Raw genomic sequence first — 18724 nt, 5'->3', positions numbered from 1 at the left:
CTGTTTATTTTTCATTAAAGTTTATCCTCCGCATACAGGCGGAAGTATCGCTACTCTGTCTCCATCGTTTAAAACAGCGTCGATTTCTTTTACTATTTTATCATTAATTGCGACAGCGCTGTTTTCCAGCCATTTGGAAAGCTCCTCGTCTTTATTTAAAACTTCTTTTAATTCTTTCAGATTTTTCACGTCCAGTTCAATGCTTTCTTTTCCAATAGGGCCCAAAAATTCTACTTTTACCATCAAAAACTCCTTCTTTGCTATATCAACAGCATATTATATGATAAAATATTACCCAAAAAAGGTTAATATGCTAATAGGTCATATCGATTATTTAAACCTTTTGCCATTTTATCAATTTTTAAAACAAAAAGGGATAAAAACAAAAAAAGCATATCCTTCAATAGTAAACGGCTGGTTTGAAAAAGGTATAATCGACGCAGCCTTTATCTCTTCTATAAAAGCACAAAACAAAAAATGCTTAAATGCAGGCATTGCTGCAAAAAAAAGAGTTAAAACCGTTTTAGTCTGCCCGGGGGAAGGATCCGATATAGAATCAGCCACTTCAAACGTTCTGGCAAAAGTTCTTCATGCAAACGGAAAAGTGGTCATCGGAGACAAAGCGTTTAAAGAAAAAAACTGCACGGACCTGGCAAAAGTCTGGTATGAAAAATATAAACTGCCTTTTGTATTTGCCTTGTTTTGCACAAACCGCAGCCATGATAAATACAAAAAACTTATAAACGAATTTTTAAGAAAAAAACAGAAAATACCTTATCTTACACTTAAAAAATATGCTGACAAAACCGGAATTTCGGCAAAAGAGGCAAAAGATTATCTTGACAACATCATTTACTACAAAATAGGCTGGCAGGAAAAAAGGGCGCTTAAAAAATTCTGGGAACTTTCAAAAAAAATAAAATGAAAAAAGAAAATTTATTTGAAATAAACAAACTGCCTGAAATCGACAGTGAACTGTTTTATACTCTTTTAAAACACAAAAATATAGAAATAAAAAAAATTGTTTCAAATACCCTGAAAACTCCTCAGACTTTTATACAAAAAGAAGACGAATTCGTAGTGCTTTTAAAAGGCTGTGCAAAAATAGAAATAAACGGTGATGTAAAAAAACTAAAATCGGGAGACTGGCTGTTTATACCCGCAAATACGCCTCATACACTGCTCAAAACAAAAAAAACGGCCGTTTGGCTTGCCGTTCATATTTACTGATATATTTTTTTTATATATTCCATTTTTCTGGTCATATTAAGCATAAGCATATCGGCTATTACACACGCCGCCATTGATTCGGCAACAACACTTCCCCTGATTGCAACAATCGGATCATGCCTTCCTTTCAAATCAACCTCAACCTCATTTCCGTATATATCAACTGTTTTTTGGGTTTTGAAAATAGAAGGTGTTGGTTTGAAATAAATTTCCGCTTCAACGCTTTCTCCGTTGCTTATACCGCCTAAAACCCCTCCTGCGTTATTACTCAAAAACCCTTCTTTTGAGATTTCGTCGTTGTTTTCCAGACCTGTGAGTTTATGTGCCTCGCTGTTGCCTATATAGATGCCTTTTACGGCATTTATACTTACCATTGCGCTTGCCAGAATATTATCCAGTTTGTAATATACCGGCTCTCCAAGCCCCGCAGGCAGACCTTCTATCTTTAACTTAACAACCCCTCCTAAAGAATTATGCTCGTTTCTTTTTTCATCTATAAGCTCTATCCATTTCTCTTCAGTTTTTTCATCAAGGGCAAAAAGCGGAGAGGTTTTAGCGTATTCATAATTTTCTTTTTCGGCTCTTACTCCGCCTATTTCGATAACTCCGGCTTTTACTTCTATATTAAGCTCTTTAAGAATCATTTTGGCAACAGCTCCGGCTGCAACCCTTGCGGCCGTTTCACGGGCTGAGCTTCTTCCGCCGCCTCTGTAGTCTCTGATTCCGTATTTATGCCAGTAAGTAAAATCCGCATGTCCCGGACGGAACAGGTCTTTTATGTTTGAATAGTCTTTGCTTTTTTGATCTTTATTAAAAATAGCGATTGCAATAGGAGTACCGGTCGTTTTGCCTTCAAACACCCCGCTTAACACCTCTGCGGTGTCACTTTCTTTTCTTTGTGTGGCAAATCTGTTTTTGCCGGGTTTTCTTCTGTCAAGCTCGTTTTGCAAAAATTCTCCGTCAAAATCAAGCCCGGCAGGAACCCCGTCAACTATAACACCTATGGCTTTACCGTGAGATTCGCCGAATGTCGTAAATCTGAATATCTCTCCGAAACTGTTAAACATTATTTTCCTTTTTGTCCGTATCTATCCCCATCTTTTCTTTCCTACACCTCTTCACCACTTATCTACTTCACAACTTAACCACTTATAAATTAAGCTCTTTTTTCAGCATATCGATAGTAAGCCTTGCACCTTCCTGCTGTGCGGTTTTTTTACTTTTACCTTTTGCTCTGGCATACTCTTTGTCTTGAATAAACACTCCGATTTCAAACTCTTTTTTGTGATCAGGTCCGCTCGCACTTATAAGCCTGTACTCGGGAACAACCCCGAAATGTGCCTGTGTAATCTCCTGAAGAGTGGTTTTATAATCTTTAAGAAGCTCTTCAGGCGTAATAATAGGAAATTCTTCTTTTAACAGTTTAAGAGCCACGTCTTTTGCTTTTTCAAACCCGGACTCAAGATAAATAGCACCTATTACCGCTTCAAAAGCGCTTGAAAGAATAGACGGCTTTTCCCTTCCGTTATTATTCTCTTCGGCAGGAGAGAGATATAAAAATTTTCCTAAATTAAGTCTTTTTGCAAGCCTAGTAAAAGAATCCTCATTTACAAGAGCGGCTCTTAATTTCGAAAGTGTCCCTTCTTCTGCTTTTGGAAAAAGATGAAAAAGATATTCCCCTACAATCAGATCCATAACCGCATCGCCTAAAAATTCAAGCCTTTCGTTGTTTACCTCTTTTTTATAACTTCTGTGTGTCAGAGCCTCGGTTATCAATTTCTCATTCTTAAACTGATACCCCAAGCTCTTTTCTAATTCCTTAATCTGCATTCATTATCCTTTGTGTTGTTTTAGGTATTAAATCCATACATTTAGGATTAAATTCTATTAAAGAGTTTAAATCCATAAACTGAGGCTTACTGGCCATGTAAAAAAACAGAAAATGCGTAAGAGCGCTGATCGGATTTTCACATTTAATACATTCGCTGTTTTTGATTATTTCGCATTTTTCCTCTTCAAGTTCCCAGATTTTCGCTATTTCAGCCGCAATACCAAAAAGCGTTACTCCAGTCATTCTTTTAAGAAGAGTTCCGATTTCCAGAGGGGAAGATTCCAATATTAAATCAAGTTTATCTTTTTTGTCTCCGAGCAGCATATCGCATACGCACACCGCCACAGGTATAATTGCTCCTATTTCCGGATATTTTTTATATGTCTCTTTTCCAAATTCCAAAATCATATATTCTTCATACGAAGCAAGAAACTGAGCCTGAAAATCTTTAAAATTAATATTGAATATTTTCCATTCCTTTGGCTCTAAAAGTGAAACAATATAACTGTATACTAGGCTTTTGGCCATTTCAATACCTATCATTGTAAACAGCTGCACAGTATCTTCAACTTTGTTAGGCAGAGAAAAATATGCGGAATTAACAACATGTTCAATCTGCTTTTTTAATACAAGATCGTTTTCGGCTTCCTGTGCCGCTTTTTTCAAATCGCCTTCTTTTAAATATTTTAACGCTTTCATTGCATTTTCTGGAATAGGCGGCACCTGTGAAAGGTATTTTTTAATATCTTCCTGGGAAATAAGCATTATTTTTTCCTTTTTTCAGCTTCCTCTTTTGCAATTTTATCACAAATTTCATTTTCCTTGTGTCCGGAATGCCCTTTCACCCAGTTCACATTAATTTTATGCTTTTTGCTTACATTTATAAACTCTTTCCACAAATCCGGGTTTTTTACGTTTTTAAAATCTTTTTTTATCCATCCCTCAAGCCATTCGCTAAGCCCTTTAAGCACATAAGTGGAATCGGAATAAAGATTAATTTCACAGGGCTCTTTTAATGCCTTGAGAGCTTCAATTACAGCTGTCAGTTCCATTCTGTTGTTTGTAGTATGATCTTCTCCGCCTTTTAAAATTTTTTCATGTCCTTTATATCTCAAAATAGCACACCATCCGCCGGGTCCGGGATTCCCCAGGGAGCTTCCGTCCGTAAAAATTTCTATACTTTTCATTGTCGCCTTTTTAATATTTTTTATTAATTGAGTATTTAAGTAAAAAGATAAAATTTGTCTTTTTTATTTTTTTCTGTTATAATACTTAAAAATTTTAACAAAAGGAGGCAAAAATGCCAAAAATTAACAGATATCAAGACATTTCTCAAATAGACAGAGAAGCAAAAAAAGACTACATCGACAGACATTCACCATTCGTACACTGTGAAGACACAGCTAAAAAAGGTGAAAAATTTAAAGTTAAAGTTAAAGTCGGAAACGAATACTCTCATCCGGACGATTTTGATCATTACATCGCATATGTTCAATTATGGAACGGTGAAACACTGTTGGGACAGGCGACATTTACACCTGGAACACTTGGTAATCAAAAAGACCACGTTGAAGTTGACTTCTACATTGTTCCTACTTCAAACAAACTAAAACTTACTGCTATGGCTTACTGTACTAAACACGGTTTATGGGAAAGCGAAGTTAAAGAAGTTACCATATCAGAATAAAAGATACTTTTCTCCGAAATGCCCTTTTTTAGGGCAGTCTGACAAAAATTTTACATTAATTAAACTAAATGAATATTCATATGTATAAAAAGACTATTTTTCTATTAAATATAAATTAAAATTTATTGACACCCCCTTTTTTTTGATATATAATTTCCGTAGCCTCGAAGGAGGGCTTATGATTAAACGCATTCTGTTTTTTTACATTGACGGTTTTAAAAACATGTCAAGCATCGGTCAAAGACTTTGGCTGATAATCATTATTAAGTTGGTTGTGATTTTTGTAGTGCTTAAAGTTTTTTTCTTTCCTACTTTAAACTCTAAAGTAAAAGGGAAAGAAGCTCAAAAAGCGCTTTACATCAATCAATTGACTAAAATCACAGCCGACAAACAAAAAAAGGAGGAATAGCATGGTAGATTACAGCATGCTTGAATGGGCGAGAGCCCAGTTTGCTATGACGGCACTTTTCCACTTTTTCTTCGTACCGTTTACTCTCGGTATGTCGTTTATAGTAGCGTTTTTTGAAACGATTTACGTAAAAACTGGAAAAGCTGAATGGAAAGAAATTACGCAATTTTGGCAGTTAATCTTCGGTATTAACTTTGCAATCGGTTTATCTACAGGTATTATTCACGAATTTGAGTTTGGAACAAACTGGTCTACATACTCATGGGTTGTTGGTGACTTATTCGGAGCACCATTAGCGGTTGAAGGCATTGTTGCGTTCTTCTTAGAAGCGACATTTGCGGCTATCGCATTCTTCGGATGGAAAAGAGTTAGCAAAGGAGTTCACTTAACTGCATCTTGGCTGCTTGCAATAGGTTCAAATCTTTCTGCATTATGGATTCTTATTGCAAACGGATTTATGCAGCATCCAAGCAGCGAATTCTACAGATACAATATAGACAACGCTAGACTTGAAATGACAAACTTTTTTGCAATGATTACTCAGCCTGTTGCACAGGTTAAGTTCTTACACGTTGTGAGCAGCGCATATACATTGGCAGCTGTATTCGTTCTTGGTATTTCATCTTTATATCTGCTTAGAGGCAAACATAAAGAATTTGCAAAAAAATCTGCAACAGTTGCAGCAGCATTCGGTTTAATCGCATCAATCTTTACAGCGGTAATCGGTGACGAACACGCATATGAAGTAGCGAACACACAGCCTACTAAAATTGCTTCGGCAGAAGGTCTGATCGTAGGTGAAAAAGGTGCACCAATAGTAGCGATCGGTATTCCTAAAACAGTAGATCCTAGAACTACTGCTAGCAATGATCAGGCATTTGCATTTAAAATCGAACTTCCTGGAATGTTGTCACTTCTTGGGAAAAGAAATATCAATGCATTTGTGCCAGGTTTAAAAGATTTAGTAAACGGAAATCCTAAATACGGAATCTGGCCGTTTGAAAAATTACATGAAGAAGGTGCTATCGCAATTGAAGCACTTAAAGCATACCATATTGCTAAAGCAAGAGGAGACAAAGCCGGAATGGAAGCTGCAAAAGCTAAATTCTATGCACCAGTTGCGACAGTTGACGGTGTAACTGTTACAAGAGCAGACTTAATGGGATACGGATATTTAACTGACCCTACTAAACTGTATCCGCCTGTAGCACCAGTATTCTATTCATTCCATATCATGGTTGCACTTGGATTCTGGTTCATTTTACTATTCATTTTAGCTTACGTTGCAATCATAAAAGGTACTTTCGAAAACAATACACTTGTTCAAAAACTTGCGGTACTTTCAGTTCCGTTACCATGGATCGGTACAAGTTTCGGATGGATGACTGCAGAAATCGGAAGACAGCCTTGGACAGTATTCGGTATTTTACCGACAAGCGAATCTGTTACACCAATCGCCTTAACAAATGTGCAAGCAACATTCTTTATGTTCTTAACAGCATTCGTAATCCTTGGTATTGCAGAGCTTAAAATCCTATTTACGGTCGTTAAAAACGGACCAAAAGGAGCGCACTAATGACTTGGGCACCAATTACAGTGGACGCAACGCATTTTTATCTACAGTTTTACTGGTGGATAATCGTTGCGGTTCTTGGAGGACTATTCTTATTTATGACATTTGTTCAAGGTGGACAAACACTATTTCACGTAGCTAAAACTGAAGTGGAAGAGAGAGGTATCTTAAATTCACTTGGTAGAAAATGGGAACTTACATTTACAACATTAGTTATGTTCGGTGGTGCGTTATACGCGGCATTCCCACTATTTTACTCAGTATCATTCGGTGGTGCTTACTGGGTATGGATGTTAATTCTTTTCGCATTCGTACTTCAGGCGGTATCATATGAATATATGAACAGAAGCAACAACCTTATCGGTAAAGGCGCATATAAATTTTTCCTATATTTCAACGGTTTAGTTGGTATCGTTTTAATCGGTGCAGCTGTTGGTACATTCTTTACAGGTTCAAACTTTACTTACGATCCTGCTACAAGAGTTTTAGAATGGGGAACTGCTGCAAACGGATTCAACCTAAGAGGTCTTGAAGCTGCTATCGACTTCAGACACGGTGCATGGTTTAACCTTGCAATGGGTGTATTAGTTTTTGCAGTAGCTAGAATTTTAGGAGCGTTATGGCTAATTAACGACCTTGACGATAATGATTTTGCAGATGTAATCGCAAGACTAAGAGCGGTAGTAAAAAGATGTTTCATCGTTTTACTTGTAGCTTTAGTAATTGTTCTTTACGGTTTAATTACCATGAAAGGTTATGCATACAATATTCATGATCCAAAAGGTACTGTTTCATTAGTTGCAGGTAAATATTTACAAAACCTATTAGCATTCGGTGCTATTCAGTTAATCGTATTCCTAGTAGGTGTTGTTTTATTTGTTCTTGGTGTATTCCAAAGCGGATTCGGTAGTTCTAAAAAAGGTATCTGGGCTGCAGGTTTAGGTACAGTATTAATCGGAATTATCGTATTTACATTAGCCGGTCTTAACGGTACAGCGTTTTATCCAAGCTATGCTGACTTACAAAGCAGTTTAACTATTCAAAACGCATCTGGTTCTAAATATACACTAATGGTTATGGCATGGGTTAGTGTTGCTGTTCCTTTTGTTTTAGGATACATTATTTACGTTTGGTATCAAATGAAAAAAGCTGGTCCTATTACAAAAGAAGAAATCTTAACTGATGACCATGCATATTAAGGAGTGGCTATGAGAAAATTTTTAGCATTAATAACACTGTTTTTCGGAAGCTTTCTTTTCGCTTCTGAACAGCTTTTACCAAACGGAATTAATCCGGAAGCACAGCATATTAATACCACATGGGGATTAATTCTATTTTTTATGTGGCCTATTTTAATAGTAATATGCTACAAATTCGTTGAATTTACACTTAAAAAAAGCGGGGTTGAAAAAGATCTTTAATCTTCCCTCTTTTTCTTTCATTTTTTTCTGCAAATCTTCATATATTTAATTTCACTTTCAACTATTTGTGTTAACATTTTTTTGTTATAATTTTAATCCATACAACCACACTTATTAGGAGAATTTTATGATAACCGAATTAGATAAGATTGGTATTAAAGCAAATAAAATAATACACAATCCAAGCTATGAAAAAATTATTGAAGACACACTTAAAAAAGGTGAAGTAGAGTTAACCGCAAGCGGTGCTACAGCTGTTGATACTGGAGAATTTACAGGAAGAAGCCCAAAAGATAAATATTTTGTAAAACAGGCTCCAAGTGATCAATATATAGCGTGGGGAAGCATAAATCAGCCGATCTCTCTAGATACATTTAAAAAATTAGAAGCATTCACAAAAGATGAACTTTCAAAAAAAGACGAATTATATGTTGTTGACGTTTTCGTAGGAGCAAGCAAAGAAAGCAGAAGAGGCATCAGATTCGTAACACCTATAGCATGGCAGGCACATTTTGTTATGAATATGTTTATATTGCCTTCTGAAGAGGAAAAAGCAAACTTTAAACCTGATTTCACCTTCTTGGTTGCCGGAAAAGCCAGATATCCTGAATGGAAAGAAGAAGGTCTTAACAGCGATATTTTCGTTGCTTTTAATATAGAGGAAAATCTTGCCGTAATGAGCGGAACATTATATGGTGGCGAACTTAAAAAAGGTATATTTACTATGATGAATTACTGGCTGCCGCTTGAAGGGAAACTTTCAATGCACTGTTCTGCAAACGTTGGTGAAAAAGGAGATGTCGCTCTTTTCTTCGGACTAAGCGGCACAGGAAAAACTACTTTATCAACAGATCCGAAAAGAAAACTTATAGGTGATGACGAACACGGATGGGACGATAAAGGCGTATTTAACTTTGAAGGCGGATGCTACGCAAAAGTAATCAACCTTGATAAAGACAGCGAGCCTGAAATTTACGGTGCGATTAGAAAAGGTGCATTGCTTGAAAACGTTGTTATTAACGAAAACGGAGAAGTAGACTATACAGACGGAAGCAAAACGGAAAATACAAGAGTATCATATCCTATAGAACATATTGAAAACCATGAATGCACCTTACAGGGAGGACACCCGAAAAATATTATATTCTTAAGTGCAGACGCATTCGGTGTTTTACCTCCTGTAAGCAAACTTACAAAAGAACAGGCAATGTATTATTTTCTAAGCGGTTATACTGCAAAAGTTGCAGGAACTGAAAGAGGTATTACCGAGCCTGTAGCAACATTCAGCGCATGTTTTGGCGAGCCTTTCTTACCGTTACACCCTACTGCTTATGCAAAACTTCTGGGAGAAAAAATAGACAAACACGAAGTTAACGTTTATCTTGTAAATACCGGGTGGACAGGAGGTCCTTACGGAATTGGCCACAGAATGAGCATTAAAGACACAAGAGCGTGTATTAATGCGATTCTTGACGGAAGCATAAATGATGCGGAATTTGAAGTGCTTCCGGTATTTGATCTGCAAATTCCAAAAGAACTGCCGGGTGTAAATACAAAAGTATTAAATCCGAGAAATACATGGGAAAATAAAGACGAATACGATGCTCAGCTTAAAAAACTTGCAAGTATGTTTGTAGAAAACTTCAAAAGATACGAAGACGTACCTGAAGGAAAAGAGTTCGAAAAAGCAGGTCCAAAAATATAATTTATACTTTTTTTCTTTTCCTTTTATCTTAAGTATTGCATTTTAGTTAGTTTTTTTATATAATTCTAGTCCTGATATGCGGGCTTAGCTCAGCTGGCTAGAGCGCCACCTTGCCAAGGTGGAGGTCGCGGGTTCGAATCCCGTAGCCCGCTCCATAAATTCAAAGCTTTGGATTTATCTGGCGCCATAGCCAAGTGGCTAAGGCAGGGGCCTGCAAAGCCCTGATCCCCGGTTCGAATCCGGGTGGCGCCTCCATTTAAGGGAAGTTTAAGCAATTTTAGATAAACTTTCACTTCACAATGCCCGGGTGGCGGAATTGGTAGACGCAAGGGACTTAAAATCCCTCGGGAGCTTTTCCCGTGCCGGTTCGAGTCCGGCCCCGGGCACCATCCACTTGTAAAACTTAAATTTAAGTTTTTAATGGAGAGGTGGGTGAGTGGTTGAAACCGGCGGCCTTGAAAGCCGTTGAGGTCGCAAGGCCTCCGCGGGTTCGAATCCCGCCCTCTCCGCCACTTTTTAAACAATAAAAGTGTCTGTCACAATTATTAATATTTTATACTTTTTTTTCTTATTAAAATTTTTTAATACATTATTTTACAATAATCCTACTCAGCAAACAATATCATCAATACTGAAATCACAAGAAGCATCGCCATAGAATAATTGAAAATCCTTGCAGTTTTTTCATTATTGAATAATTTATTAAAACTTTTACCAAGTACAGCCCATGCAGAAATTGCCATTATTATTAAAACATCGGAAATTAATATCGTAACAAATAATGCAGTCATAAAGTTTTCTTTAGGCAGATAAATAGTAATAACTGATAATGCCGCTATCCATGATTTAGGATTAATTACTTGAAACATCAGGGATTCTTTAAAAGTAATTGGGTTAACCTCTGTTGAATTAAATTCAGCTTTAGAGGTAGCTATTTTATAAGCTAAATACAAAAGATATAAGCTGCAAAGATATTTCATTATTTCAAACGCGTTATGATATTTTAAAATAATCTCTTTTATACCTATACCGACAACAAAAAGCATAATTGAAAATCCTACGACGACCGCTAAAAGATGAGGAATCACCTTTTTAAAACCGTAATTAAACCCTACACTCATTGCTATAACATTATTAGGTCCCGGAGAAAAAATAGCTGCTGATAAAAATATTACAAGAGGAATAAACCAAAACATATCTTACCTTCCGAATTATTTTTTTATAAACAGCATACCGATTCCCATTAAAACAAATATCGCCCCGGATATTTTATAAAACAGCTCCAAACTTTTATCATCGAAAAACCAGGCTTTTGCATGTTTAGAAATAAGACCATAACTCATAAGAGAAATAAAAGATATAGCCATAAAAGTAAACGTCATTATAAAAAACTGCAAAACAACGGAATGGTTCTGAGATAAAAAAAGCGGAAAAATCGCCGTAAAGAAAAGTATAGGTTTCGGATTTGTAGCGGCTACAAGGAATCCTTTAACAAAAACTTTTTTAGGACTGTAATTTCTTAAATGTTCGCAGCTTTTACTTAAGTGAAATTCTTTATGTCCACTCATCATATGTTTAATTCCGAGATAAATAAGATATACCGCTCCTACAATTTTTAAAATCCAGAAAAAAGTATCGGATGTTTTGATAAGTATTCCGACACCAAACATTGCAATAAGTGACAATATAAAAAGCCCTAAAATATTTCCAAAACTTGAAAAAACAACTGCTCTTAAATCATATTTCATTGAATTATTAATGGCAAGCAAAATAGCCGCTCCTGGACTCGTAATAGTTAAAACCGAAACGATTAAATACCCCAGGTAATTATGCAAATCCATTTTTCATCCTTTAATACATGTGTATAATTGTAACTCTTATAAAGATTTTTTTATTAATTTAAAATGCATAAAAAGCTAAAGTTTTATAAATGTATCAAAAAGTAGCACTTTATATTCTTAAAAACAAAAAAACGTAACCAAAATACACTTGCTAATAAAATGTCCCACACTCAAAATACAAATTAAAGAAAAACTTATGTAAATTTAAGCAATATAAGGTATAATATTAAGTATGAACGATATAAATTATTTAAAATATTTTAAATATAACGTTACTAAGATAAGTCTTTTTCTGGCTATTGTTATTACATTTACTTTTTTTGTATTAAGAACGATAGACTTTATTCCGGAAAACGTATTAGCCACACTAAATACTACAGGTTTATTGCTGTTTTTAATCTCTATGTATATATGTCTTTTAAAGTGCAAAGAAAAACTTAAATTAATTCAGCTGATAACATATTTCGTATTAGTTACTTTTATTAGCGCACAGACCGTTTTATCCACAAGAGATATATTTATACCTATATGGCTGGATTTTACGTTAATGACGGCTTATATCGTTACAAATAAAAGAATAGCGGTATATATTTCTGTATATTCTCTCCTTACCCTGCTTTTAATAAGAATTACCGGCCATTACAATATAGATTTATATTCATACGTTACGTTAATAATGAGTATAATCGCATTTTCTATTTTAGGTTTTTTGGTAGCCGTTCAACTCGAAAGATATAATAAAGAGAATATCGAACAAAGTAAAAAACTTGAACGTCTCGCCCTTGTTGACGAGTTAACGGATACTTTTAACAGGCGCGCATTTTTTAAAATAGGCCACAAACTGTTAAAACAGGCTGTAAGGGAAGGAAAAGTTATAAGTATTATCATGATGGATATAGACCACTTTAAAAAAGTAAATGACACATACGGCCACAAAACGGGAGATATAGTTTTAAAAGAGTTTGTAAATGCAATAAAACAGATAATCAGGGAAAATGACTTTCTTGCAAGAATAGGCGGTGAAGAATTCGTTTTACTTCTGTATGATGTTAACCTTAAAGAGACAGATACATTAATCAATAAAATATTAAACAGAATCAGAACACTGCAGATTCCTCTTGAAAACGGAAAAAATTTACAGATAACGGCAAGTATGGGAGTTTATACATTCAAACCCGAAGAAAAATCTGAAATTCAACAGGCTCTTATTAATGCAGACAAAGCGTTATACGTAGCGAAAAAAACCGGAAGAAACCGTGTAGTTTATTATTAATCCAAAAGCTGTTTTAAAACTTCTGTAATATTCTCATATTCATATACATTTCCGTGTTTTACACCTGAAACAGTTATTTTCTTATCAAGATGTTTTATATGCGTTAATAAATTATTTATATTTTCTTCAGGAATAATATCATCGTCTTTGACTAGCAGAACGCTTACAGGTATATTTAATTCTTTAACCCATAAATACTCGTTAAATTTATATTTTACAAGCACTTCCACGGGCAATAAAGGGTATTTGTTTTTTGCAATATTCAATATAGAATCAAAAGGGGTAATCAAAACTAGTTTTTTCACAGGCCTTTTATATGCGACGTATGAAGCTACGGCCGTTCCGAGACTCCTGCCTATTACTACTTGAGGTTTATATTTATCATATATTTCCAAAGCGTATTTAAGTATACATTTTTCACACGGTTTACCCTCGCTTCCGGCATATCCGGGATAATTAAACCCTATAAAATTATAATTTTTAATTTTAGGCGCGATCTTATCCAAAAACTCTATAACATTATTTGCGTTACCGCTGAAATACAGAACAAGAGGCAATTTTTCGCCGTTTTTAGTATATGCTCCTTCCAGCTTTATCCCGTCACTAGTGATAAAATATATTTTTTCGGCAACGGCGGGTTCATACGGTTTTGCCCATTTACGGTTAAAAATTTTACTGTCCTGTGTTAAATATAAATATAAAGCAGCACCGATATATATAAAAAAGGCTAAAGCCGCCAAACCGATTATTATTTTCATAAAAACTCCTAGTGTCTGTCACTCAATTATACAAAAACAAACGGGGAAAAGCCCGTTAAAATTCAATTAGACCTTCTAACGGTGAACTGGCCGTCGCATAAGGTTTTTTAGGTATTCTTCCTGCTTTATAAGCCATTCTTCCGGCTATTACGGCATGTTTCATGGCTTCCGCCATTGCAATAGGATTTTTAGCCTGTGCAATGGCTGTATTCGTAAGCACACCGTCCGCTCCAAGCTCCATGGCAACCGCAGCGTCGCTTGCAGTACCTATACCCGCGTCTACAATCACAGGAACATTTACAGCATCTTTAACAAACACAACATTGTATCTGTTTTGAACGCCCAGTCCGCTTCCGATAGGAGCGGCAAGAGGCATTACTGCATGAGCGCCGGCATTTTCAAGTCTTTTAGCCATAATCGGATCGTCGTTTGTATAAGCCATAATAGTAAAATCTTCTTTGGCTAAAACTTCACATGCTTTTAACGTTTCCATTACATCAGGATATAAAGTTTTTGCCGTATCTCCTATTACTTCAAGTTTAATAATGTCAATTCCCGTTGCTTCTCTTACGAGTCTGAATAATGTAATAGCTTCTTCCGCAGTTGTACATCCCGCAGAGTTTGGAAGAATTTTGACATCAGTATCTTTAAAATAATCCATTAAATTCTCTTCATTGGGATCCATAATATTTACACGTCTTACGGCAACGGTAATCATTTCCGCACCGCTGGCTAGAGTGGCGTCTCTCGTGGTCTGAAAATCAGGATATTTTCCGCTTCCGACTATAAGTCTGCTTGTAAATTCATATTTGCCAATTTTTAAAATATCGCTCATTAAATCTCCTTAAAACTATTTCTTTTTAAATTTTATATAATCCCAGATTTCTTTATCTCCGAAAAGACCTTTTCTTGCAAAAAGCATTATTCCTAAAAGGATAAGACTAAATACAACCATTCTGAGTCCAGGAATACCGTGAACAGGTCCTAACGTCCATGTCGCATCGTCTAAAGGTCTCAATACTTCCATACCGCCAAGGAATAATAAAGTACCTAAAATCGCTCCGCTCATACTTCCAAGACCGCCAAGAACAATAATAATCAATAACTGGAACGTTAGCATAAATGTAAACTGATCCGGTGAAATAGAACCGATAGAACTTGCAAGAAGCCCTCCTCCGACTCCTTCAAAAAACGCACTTGTCATAAATGCTATTGTTTTTACTTTAAACGTATTAACACCCATGGCCAATGCCGCATCCTCATCGTCTCTTACGGCTTTCATTCCTCTTCCGTATTTAGAATAAACTATATTATAAACGAGGACAACAGTAACCAGAGCACTAAACCCTATCCAAAAATAACTCGCAAATCCAGGAATAGAATCAAGCCCCATCGAACCGTTTGAAATTTCCGGGTTGTTGATTAAAAAGATTCTAATAATAAATCCGAATCCCAAAGTAACGATAGCAAGATAGTCTCCTCTAACCCTAAATACAGGGAAAGCAAGCGTTAATGCCACAAGCGAGGAAACAATACCGCTGATAATCAGTGTGAAAAACGGATTAGGTAAAAATATATCTTTAATAAAAGGATACGGATCAGCAATAATATACATATCCGCCTTTACATCAGGACTCAACATCAGTAAAGCGGTTACATACGCACCGATTGCCACAAATCCGTTCGGTTCTAGTGAAAACTGGCCTGTTACACCATTGATCAGGTTATAGCTTACAGCCAATATTATGAAAATATAAACATTTCCCAAAACTGTAATGGTATAATCGTTAAACCATTTCGGAGAAATATACAAAAATCCTAAAAACAGCGCCGTTACTACCGCAATAATCGCAAAATATTTCGGCGCGCTTAAGTTTGCCATTTTTACTTTTGCCTTTTCCATTATTAAAACCTTTGTCTTTCAAAGTCTATTCCCATAATACCTGTAGGTTTAAATAAAAGTACGAAAATCAGGAATATAAATGCAAACGCATCTTTCCATCCTCCTAGTTCCGGAAAAAATCCCGGAACGGCAACTTCAGCAAATCCTAAAATAAATCCACCAATAACCGCACCTGTAACACTTCCGATACCTCCTACAACAGCGGCGGCAAATGCTTTAAGACCAACAAGCATACCCATATACGGGTCAATACTCGGATAAGCCATCGCATAAGCTATACCGCCGATTGCGGCAAGACCGCTTCCTAATGCGAATACAAACGCAATAATTTTATTAGAATCCGCTCCCATAAGCTTTACTGTCTGGATATCAAATGCAAGAGCCCTAATAGCAATACCGATTTTTGTTCTGTATAAAATAAAAAGTACAAGTCCCAACAAAGCAAGCGTTAAAATAGGTACGAGTATAGTTAACACCGGCACTGTTAATGAACCTATATGAATAATGTGAGAAAACCATTTTGGAAAATAAAACGCCTGATAAGTACCTCCTAGATACTGGTTGGCAATTACGTTAAATAAAGATTCAAGGAAAAACGAAATACCGATTGCTGTAATTAAAAGTGAAATTTTAGGCGCACCTTTGTCAAGCAAAGGTTTATATGCGCTTGCATATGTCAAAATACCCACTGCAGCCGTAAAAATAATTGCAAACAGCACAGCTACATAAAAGTTAAGCCCTAATATTTTAAAAAAGATAAACGCCATAAAAGCGCCTACCATCATAATATCTCCGTGTGCAAAGTTGATTAGTCTAAGAACACCGTAAACCAATGTATACCCGATAGCGATAAGGGCATACATACTACCTAATGAAAAACCGTTTACAATTTGCTGTAAAACAAATCCAACATCCATCTACTTTTCCTTTTCTCTCATTTCTTTGTAAATTTTTTCGTACTCTTTTTTCACTTCGTCACTGATACTTCTTCTCGCAGAAATAAAACCGATTATAGCATTATTTTCGTCTTTTATAGGCATAATTGTGGCTTCTACCCAGTAATATTTTCCATCTTTTCTTAAATTTTTTACAATTCCGCTCCATTCTTCACCTTTTAAAATGGTATCCCACATCTCTTCAAATACTTTTTTAGGCATGTCAGGATGTCTTACAATATTATGAGGACGTCCTTCCATCTCCCCTTTATCATATCCGGACAATGCTCTGAATACCGAATTGGTATATGTGATTTTTCCTCTGATATCTGTTTTTGAAACAACCGGTCTGTTTTCTTTATTGACATCTTCAAAACGGACCTCTTCGTCAACAACCTTCACCATTCTGCTCATTTTATCCCCCCTTTTCGCAGACTACTTTATTTCTGCCTTGTTTTTTAGCAAAATAAACCTTTCTGTCAACTTTTAATATTAAATCTTCTATTCCGTCATTTTCTTTGTCAAATTCGCATACACCAGCGCTTATGGTTATTTTAACGCTTTTTTTGTCGCAGAATGTATATTCTTCTACCAGACTTCTGAAATATTCCAGTTTTTTACATGCATTTTCACAATCCGTAAAAGGCATAATAATAAATATTTCTTCCCCGCCGTATCTCGAAACAATATCTGAACCTCTGAAATTATTTTTAAGAAGCTCTGAAAGCTCTTTTAAAACACAGTCTCCTATCAAATGTCCGTATGTATCGTTTATTTTTTTGAAAAAATCTATATCTATCATAGCAACGCTTAAAGGAAAATTATAACGTTTGGCTTCTTCTATTTTTTTGTTTAAAAATTCTTTCATATATTCTCTGTTGTAAAGTTTAGTCAAAGGATCCGTAATAGATTTTTCGTAAAGTTTTTTATTGTTGTCTTCCAATTCTCTTAATATCAGCTCTTTTTCCAATGAAATGGCCACAGGCACCGCAATTTTATTTAAAAGCATTTCAAGAAGTTTTTTTTCTCTTTTATTCATATTTTTATTGATTATAATATAGATATCGCCTATTTTTTTATCATTTTGTTTAAGCTCTTTTTTGAACGAGTAATTTTCATCCATCTTGTCAATTTCTACGATTTTATGGTCCTCCCCGAAAGAAAAACAGTGCTCTGCCTCCGATAAAGGGGAAATACCGCAGATTTCTATTTTTTGTATAGACGGTATAACTTTTTTAATATTGTCAAAAAGATTTCTAAGCACTAGATTAAAAGAACTTAGAGAAACCGTGTCTTTAAAAAACTGTTTTAAAACCTCATCAGTTTTATTTAAAATATACAGATCACTCTCATAATCGTCTAAAAGGTAAAGCCCACATTCCAGATCTTTTAATTTTTCTATTAACGGATTTATCAAATCTTTTTTTATAATCGACCCATGTTGAGGTGCTATCATTAAAGGATGTTTTTTCTGCACCTGTTTTAACGCATGATGGAGTACTTCCTGACTCGGCATGTAATGTTTATGAAAAGGTTTTGCCGCTTCAAAATAATCGTCCACATTCTTCGCAAACAAAGAAAACTCCTCCGTCAATCCGCCGAAAAGATCGCTTGAAAAAAGAATCCCGGTTTTTTTGTCATAAGTACAAAAAGCTCCCGGAAAATGCGCATACGGAGTAAATACGAACTCCAATTCCCTCTTGCCGGCTTTGAGTTTCCAGTTATGCTGGTCTATAAGATAAAACGGCGTATCCCACATATAATGTTTAAGAAGCATTTCGGTACGCCAGTGTGTAACGATATATCTTTCGGCTTTCGGCATTATTTTTTCAAATGTAGAATAACATCCCACTATATCAGGATCCTGATGATGCATTATTATATATTTGATATTTTTCAAATCTACCAGAGATGTCACTTTTTCCAAAACTACAGGAAAAGTTATCATACTGCCCGGGTCTATAAGTATAGACTCTTCTCCGTTTTTAATTAAATAAACATGGCACTGAAAAGGATCGTTGGGTATAACATACCCTACCCAAAACACATCATGTGCTATTTCTATCGGTTTACTAAAATCCATTTTTCCTCTTTTTATATCTTCATAAAAACACTAAACAGCATTTTTATAATGCATTTTAGTGTTTTTACTCCCAAA

22 protein-coding genes and 4 tRNA genes are annotated in these 18724 nt (G+C 35.5%); 13 read left to right on the top strand and 13 right to left on the bottom strand.

Annotation, left to right across the window (positions count from 1 at the left end):
* Positions 1 to 21: 21 nt before the first annotated feature.
* Positions 22 to 243 carry a MoaD/ThiS family protein gene (locus C3L23_RS00530; protein ID WP_127679224.1) on the bottom strand — a complete coding sequence of 74 codons (222 nt, stop codon included), beginning with the start codon at positions 241 to 243 and terminating at the stop codon, positions 22 to 24.
* A gap of 37 nt (positions 244 to 280) precedes the next feature.
* Here C3L23_RS00530 and C3L23_RS00525 point away from each other — a divergent pair, with 37 nt between their 5' ends.
* Together C3L23_RS00525 and C3L23_RS00520 are read left to right on the top strand one after the other, a co-directional pair.
* Positions 281 to 925 carry an MqnA/MqnD/SBP family protein gene (locus C3L23_RS00525; protein WP_168175684.1) on the top strand — a complete coding sequence of 215 codons (645 nt, stop codon included), beginning with the start codon at positions 281 to 283 and terminating at the stop codon, positions 923 to 925.
* Entirely contained in the window at positions 922 to 1230 is a 309-nt protein-coding gene (locus tag C3L23_RS00520) for a cupin domain-containing protein (protein ID WP_127679222.1), read from the top strand. The genes C3L23_RS00525 and C3L23_RS00520 overlap by 4 nt, the downstream gene beginning before the upstream one ends.
* Here the strand turns inward: C3L23_RS00520 and aroC are convergent.
* The 4 genes from aroC to rnhA all read right to left on the bottom strand — a co-directional run bounded on the left by aroC (position 1224) and on the right by rnhA (position 4248).
* A complete protein-coding gene (gene aroC, locus C3L23_RS00515; RefSeq protein WP_127679221.1) occupies positions 1224 to 2297 on the bottom strand; it encodes a chorismate synthase in 1074 nt (357 codons plus the stop codon). The two genes, C3L23_RS00520 and aroC, sit on opposite strands and share 7 nt — an antisense overlap.
* An 82-nt stretch (positions 2298 to 2379) precedes the next feature.
* Positions 2380 to 3060, bottom strand: coding sequence for a ribonuclease III (gene rnc, locus C3L23_RS00510; RefSeq protein WP_127679220.1), 681 nt, complete (start codon positions 3058 to 3060; stop codon positions 2380 to 2382).
* On the bottom strand, positions 3050 to 3826 hold the full coding sequence (locus tag C3L23_RS00505; RefSeq protein WP_127679219.1) for an HDOD domain-containing protein: 777 nt from the start codon (positions 3824 to 3826) through the stop codon (positions 3050 to 3052). The genes rnc and C3L23_RS00505 overlap by 11 nt, the downstream gene beginning before the upstream one ends.
* On the bottom strand, positions 3826 to 4248 hold the full coding sequence (rnhA, locus tag C3L23_RS00500) for a ribonuclease HI (RefSeq protein WP_127679218.1): 423 nt from the start codon (positions 4246 to 4248) through the stop codon (positions 3826 to 3828). The genes C3L23_RS00505 and rnhA overlap by 1 nt, the downstream gene beginning before the upstream one ends.
* A gap of 113 nt (positions 4249 to 4361) precedes the next feature.
* Here rnhA and C3L23_RS00495 point away from each other — a divergent pair, with 113 nt between their 5' ends.
* The 10 genes from C3L23_RS00495 (at position 4362) to C3L23_RS00450 (ending at position 10368) form a co-directional block, all read left to right on the top strand.
* Positions 4362 to 4748, top strand: a complete 387-nt coding sequence (locus C3L23_RS00495; protein ID WP_127679217.1) for a class II SORL domain-containing protein — start codon at positions 4362 to 4364, stop codon at positions 4746 to 4748.
* A gap of 178 nt (positions 4749 to 4926) precedes the next feature.
* Positions 4927 to 5157, top strand: coding sequence for a DUF4492 domain-containing protein (locus C3L23_RS00490; RefSeq protein ID WP_127679216.1), 231 nt, complete (start codon positions 4927 to 4929; stop codon positions 5155 to 5157).
* Between the two features lies 1 nt (position 5158).
* Positions 5159 to 6733: a cytochrome ubiquinol oxidase subunit I gene (locus C3L23_RS00485; RefSeq protein WP_127679215.1), complete on the top strand. Its 1575-nt coding sequence runs from the start codon at positions 5159 to 5161 to the stop codon at positions 6731 to 6733.
* The gene (locus C3L23_RS00480; protein WP_127679214.1) at positions 6733 to 7929 is read left to right on the top strand and encodes a cytochrome d ubiquinol oxidase subunit II; all 1197 of its coding nucleotides are present in this window, start codon (positions 6733 to 6735) and stop codon (positions 7927 to 7929) included. The genes C3L23_RS00485 and C3L23_RS00480 overlap by 1 nt, the downstream gene beginning before the upstream one ends.
* A 9-nt stretch (positions 7930 to 7938) precedes the next feature.
* Positions 7939 to 8151, top strand: coding sequence for a hypothetical protein (locus tag C3L23_RS00475; RefSeq protein ID WP_127679213.1), 213 nt, complete (start codon positions 7939 to 7941; stop codon positions 8149 to 8151).
* Positions 8152 to 8278: 127 nt separating this feature from the next.
* Positions 8279 to 9856, top strand: coding sequence for a phosphoenolpyruvate carboxykinase (ATP) (gene pckA / locus C3L23_RS00470; RefSeq protein WP_127679212.1), 1578 nt, complete (start codon positions 8279 to 8281; stop codon positions 9854 to 9856).
* A 78-nt stretch (positions 9857 to 9934) separates the two neighbouring features.
* A tRNA-Gly gene (locus C3L23_RS00465) sits at positions 9935 to 10011 on the top strand.
* Between the two features lie 25 nt (positions 10012 to 10036).
* Positions 10037 to 10111 (top strand) — tRNA-Cys (locus C3L23_RS00460).
* A gap of 46 nt (positions 10112 to 10157) precedes the next feature.
* Positions 10158 to 10245: transfer RNA gene (locus C3L23_RS00455), tRNA-Leu, on the top strand.
* Positions 10246 to 10278: 33 nt separating this feature from the next.
* Positions 10279 to 10368, top strand: a tRNA-Ser gene (locus tag C3L23_RS00450).
* A 93-nt stretch (positions 10369 to 10461) separates the two neighbouring features.
* Here the strand turns inward: C3L23_RS00450 and C3L23_RS00445 are convergent.
* Positions 10462 to 11052: a LysE family translocator gene (locus C3L23_RS00445; RefSeq protein WP_127679211.1), complete on the bottom strand. Its 591-nt coding sequence runs from the start codon at positions 11050 to 11052 to the stop codon at positions 10462 to 10464.
* A 15-nt stretch (positions 11053 to 11067) separates the two neighbouring features.
* Positions 11068 to 11697: a LysE family translocator gene (locus C3L23_RS00440; protein WP_127679210.1), complete on the bottom strand. Its 630-nt coding sequence runs from the start codon at positions 11695 to 11697 to the stop codon at positions 11068 to 11070.
* A gap of 232 nt (positions 11698 to 11929) precedes the next feature.
* Between C3L23_RS00440 and C3L23_RS00435 the strand changes: the two genes are divergently transcribed.
* Positions 11930 to 12970 (top strand): GGDEF domain-containing protein, encoded by a 1041-nt coding sequence (locus C3L23_RS00435; protein ID WP_127679209.1) that lies wholly within the window; start codon positions 11930 to 11932, stop codon positions 12968 to 12970.
* On the opposite strand, the gene C3L23_RS00430 is transcribed toward C3L23_RS00435, so the two are convergent.
* From C3L23_RS00430 to C3L23_RS00405, 6 genes are read right to left on the bottom strand one after another with little or no spacing between them, the layout of a single operon-like run.
* Complete coding sequence (locus C3L23_RS00430; protein WP_127679208.1) at positions 12967 to 13728, bottom strand: alpha/beta hydrolase; 762 nt, start codon at positions 13726 to 13728, stop codon at positions 12967 to 12969. The genes C3L23_RS00435 and C3L23_RS00430 overlap by 4 nt on opposite strands.
* A 55-nt stretch (positions 13729 to 13783) precedes the next feature.
* Positions 13784 to 14563 (bottom strand): thiazole synthase, encoded by a 780-nt coding sequence (locus tag C3L23_RS00425; RefSeq protein ID WP_012663827.1) that lies wholly within the window; start codon positions 14561 to 14563, stop codon positions 13784 to 13786.
* A 15-nt stretch (positions 14564 to 14578) separates the two neighbouring features.
* Positions 14579 to 15631 (bottom strand): branched-chain amino acid ABC transporter permease, encoded by a 1053-nt coding sequence (locus C3L23_RS00420; protein ID WP_127679207.1) that lies wholly within the window; start codon positions 15629 to 15631, stop codon positions 14579 to 14581.
* A gap of 2 nt (positions 15632 to 15633) precedes the next feature.
* Positions 15634 to 16548, bottom strand: coding sequence for a branched-chain amino acid ABC transporter permease (locus tag C3L23_RS00415; protein WP_127679206.1), 915 nt, complete (start codon positions 16546 to 16548; stop codon positions 15634 to 15636).
* A complete protein-coding gene (locus tag C3L23_RS00410; protein WP_246831072.1) occupies positions 16549 to 16980 on the bottom strand; it encodes a PAS domain-containing protein in 432 nt (143 codons plus the stop codon). It abuts the gene before it with no gap.
* Position 16981: 1 nt separating this feature from the next.
* Positions 16982 to 18649, bottom strand: coding sequence for a diguanylate cyclase (locus C3L23_RS00405; protein ID WP_127679205.1), 1668 nt, complete (start codon positions 18647 to 18649; stop codon positions 16982 to 16984).
* Positions 18650 to 18724 lie beyond the last annotated feature (75 nt).

Source organism: Nautilia sp. PV-1, assembly GCF_004006315.1.
In the GTDB taxonomy this organism is placed as follows: domain Bacteria; phylum Campylobacterota; class Campylobacteria; order Campylobacterales; family Nautiliaceae; genus Nautilia; species Nautilia profundicola_A.
Note: the sequence above shows the minus strand (reverse complement) of the source record. Positions and strands in the feature narration are given on the sequence as shown.

What these genes read in the sequence shown, in the direction of transcription:
- aroC (WP_127679221.1), bottom strand. Translation starts at nt 2,297, where the DNA reads ATGTTTAACAGTTTCGGAGAGATATTCAGATTTACGACATTCGGCGAA.
- C3L23_RS00440 (WP_127679210.1), bottom strand. Translation starts at nt 11,697, where the DNA reads ATGGATTTGCATAATTACCTGGGGTATTTAATCGTTTCGGTTTTAACT.
- C3L23_RS00405 (WP_127679205.1), bottom strand. Translation starts at nt 18,649, where the DNA reads ATGGATTTTAGTAAACCGATAGAAATAGCACATGATGTGTTTTGGGTA.
- C3L23_RS00445 (WP_127679211.1), bottom strand. Translation starts at nt 11,052, where the DNA reads ATGTTTTGGTTTATTCCTCTTGTAATATTTTTATCAGCAGCTATTTTT.
- C3L23_RS00430 (WP_127679208.1), bottom strand. Translation starts at nt 13,728, where the DNA reads ATGAAAATAATAATCGGTTTGGCGGCTTTAGCCTTTTTTATATATATC.
- rnhA (WP_127679218.1), bottom strand. Translation starts at nt 4,248, where the DNA reads ATGAAAAGTATAGAAATTTTTACGGACGGAAGCTCCCTGGGGAATCCC.
- C3L23_RS00425 (WP_012663827.1), bottom strand. Translation starts at nt 14,563, where the DNA reads ATGAGCGATATTTTAAAAATTGGCAAATATGAATTTACAAGCAGACTT.
- pckA (WP_127679212.1), top strand. Translation starts at nt 8,279, where the DNA reads ATGATAACCGAATTAGATAAGATTGGTATTAAAGCAAATAAAATAATA.
- C3L23_RS00480 (WP_127679214.1), top strand. Translation starts at nt 6,733, where the DNA reads ATGACTTGGGCACCAATTACAGTGGACGCAACGCATTTTTATCTACAG.
- C3L23_RS00435 (WP_127679209.1), top strand. Translation starts at nt 11,930, where the DNA reads ATGAACGATATAAATTATTTAAAATATTTTAAATATAACGTTACTAAG.
- C3L23_RS00505 (WP_127679219.1), bottom strand. Translation starts at nt 3,826, where the DNA reads ATGCTTATTTCCCAGGAAGATATTAAAAAATACCTTTCACAGGTGCCG.
- C3L23_RS00520 (WP_127679222.1), top strand. Translation starts at nt 922, where the DNA reads ATGAAAAAAGAAAATTTATTTGAAATAAACAAACTGCCTGAAATCGAC.
- C3L23_RS00415 (WP_127679206.1), bottom strand. Translation starts at nt 16,548, where the DNA reads ATGGATGTTGGATTTGTTTTACAGCAAATTGTAAACGGTTTTTCATTA.
- C3L23_RS00475 (WP_127679213.1), top strand. Translation starts at nt 7,939, where the DNA reads ATGAGAAAATTTTTAGCATTAATAACACTGTTTTTCGGAAGCTTTCTT.
- C3L23_RS00420 (WP_127679207.1), bottom strand. Translation starts at nt 15,631, where the DNA reads ATGGAAAAGGCAAAAGTAAAAATGGCAAACTTAAGCGCGCCGAAATAT.
- C3L23_RS00525 (WP_168175684.1), top strand. Translation starts at nt 281, where the DNA reads ATGATAAAATATTACCCAAAAAAGGTTAATATGCTAATAGGTCATATC.
- C3L23_RS00485 (WP_127679215.1), top strand. Translation starts at nt 5,159, where the DNA reads ATGGTAGATTACAGCATGCTTGAATGGGCGAGAGCCCAGTTTGCTATG.
- C3L23_RS00410 (WP_246831072.1), bottom strand. Translation starts at nt 16,980, where the DNA reads ATGAGCAGAATGGTGAAGGTTGTTGACGAAGAGGTCCGTTTTGAAGAT.
- C3L23_RS00495 (WP_127679217.1), top strand. Translation starts at nt 4,362, where the DNA reads ATGCCAAAAATTAACAGATATCAAGACATTTCTCAAATAGACAGAGAA.
- C3L23_RS00530 (WP_127679224.1), bottom strand. Translation starts at nt 243, where the DNA reads ATGGTAAAAGTAGAATTTTTGGGCCCTATTGGAAAAGAAAGCATTGAA.
- rnc (WP_127679220.1), bottom strand. Translation starts at nt 3,060, where the DNA reads ATGCAGATTAAGGAATTAGAAAAGAGCTTGGGGTATCAGTTTAAGAAT.
- C3L23_RS00490 (WP_127679216.1), top strand. Translation starts at nt 4,927, where the DNA reads ATGATTAAACGCATTCTGTTTTTTTACATTGACGGTTTTAAAAACATG.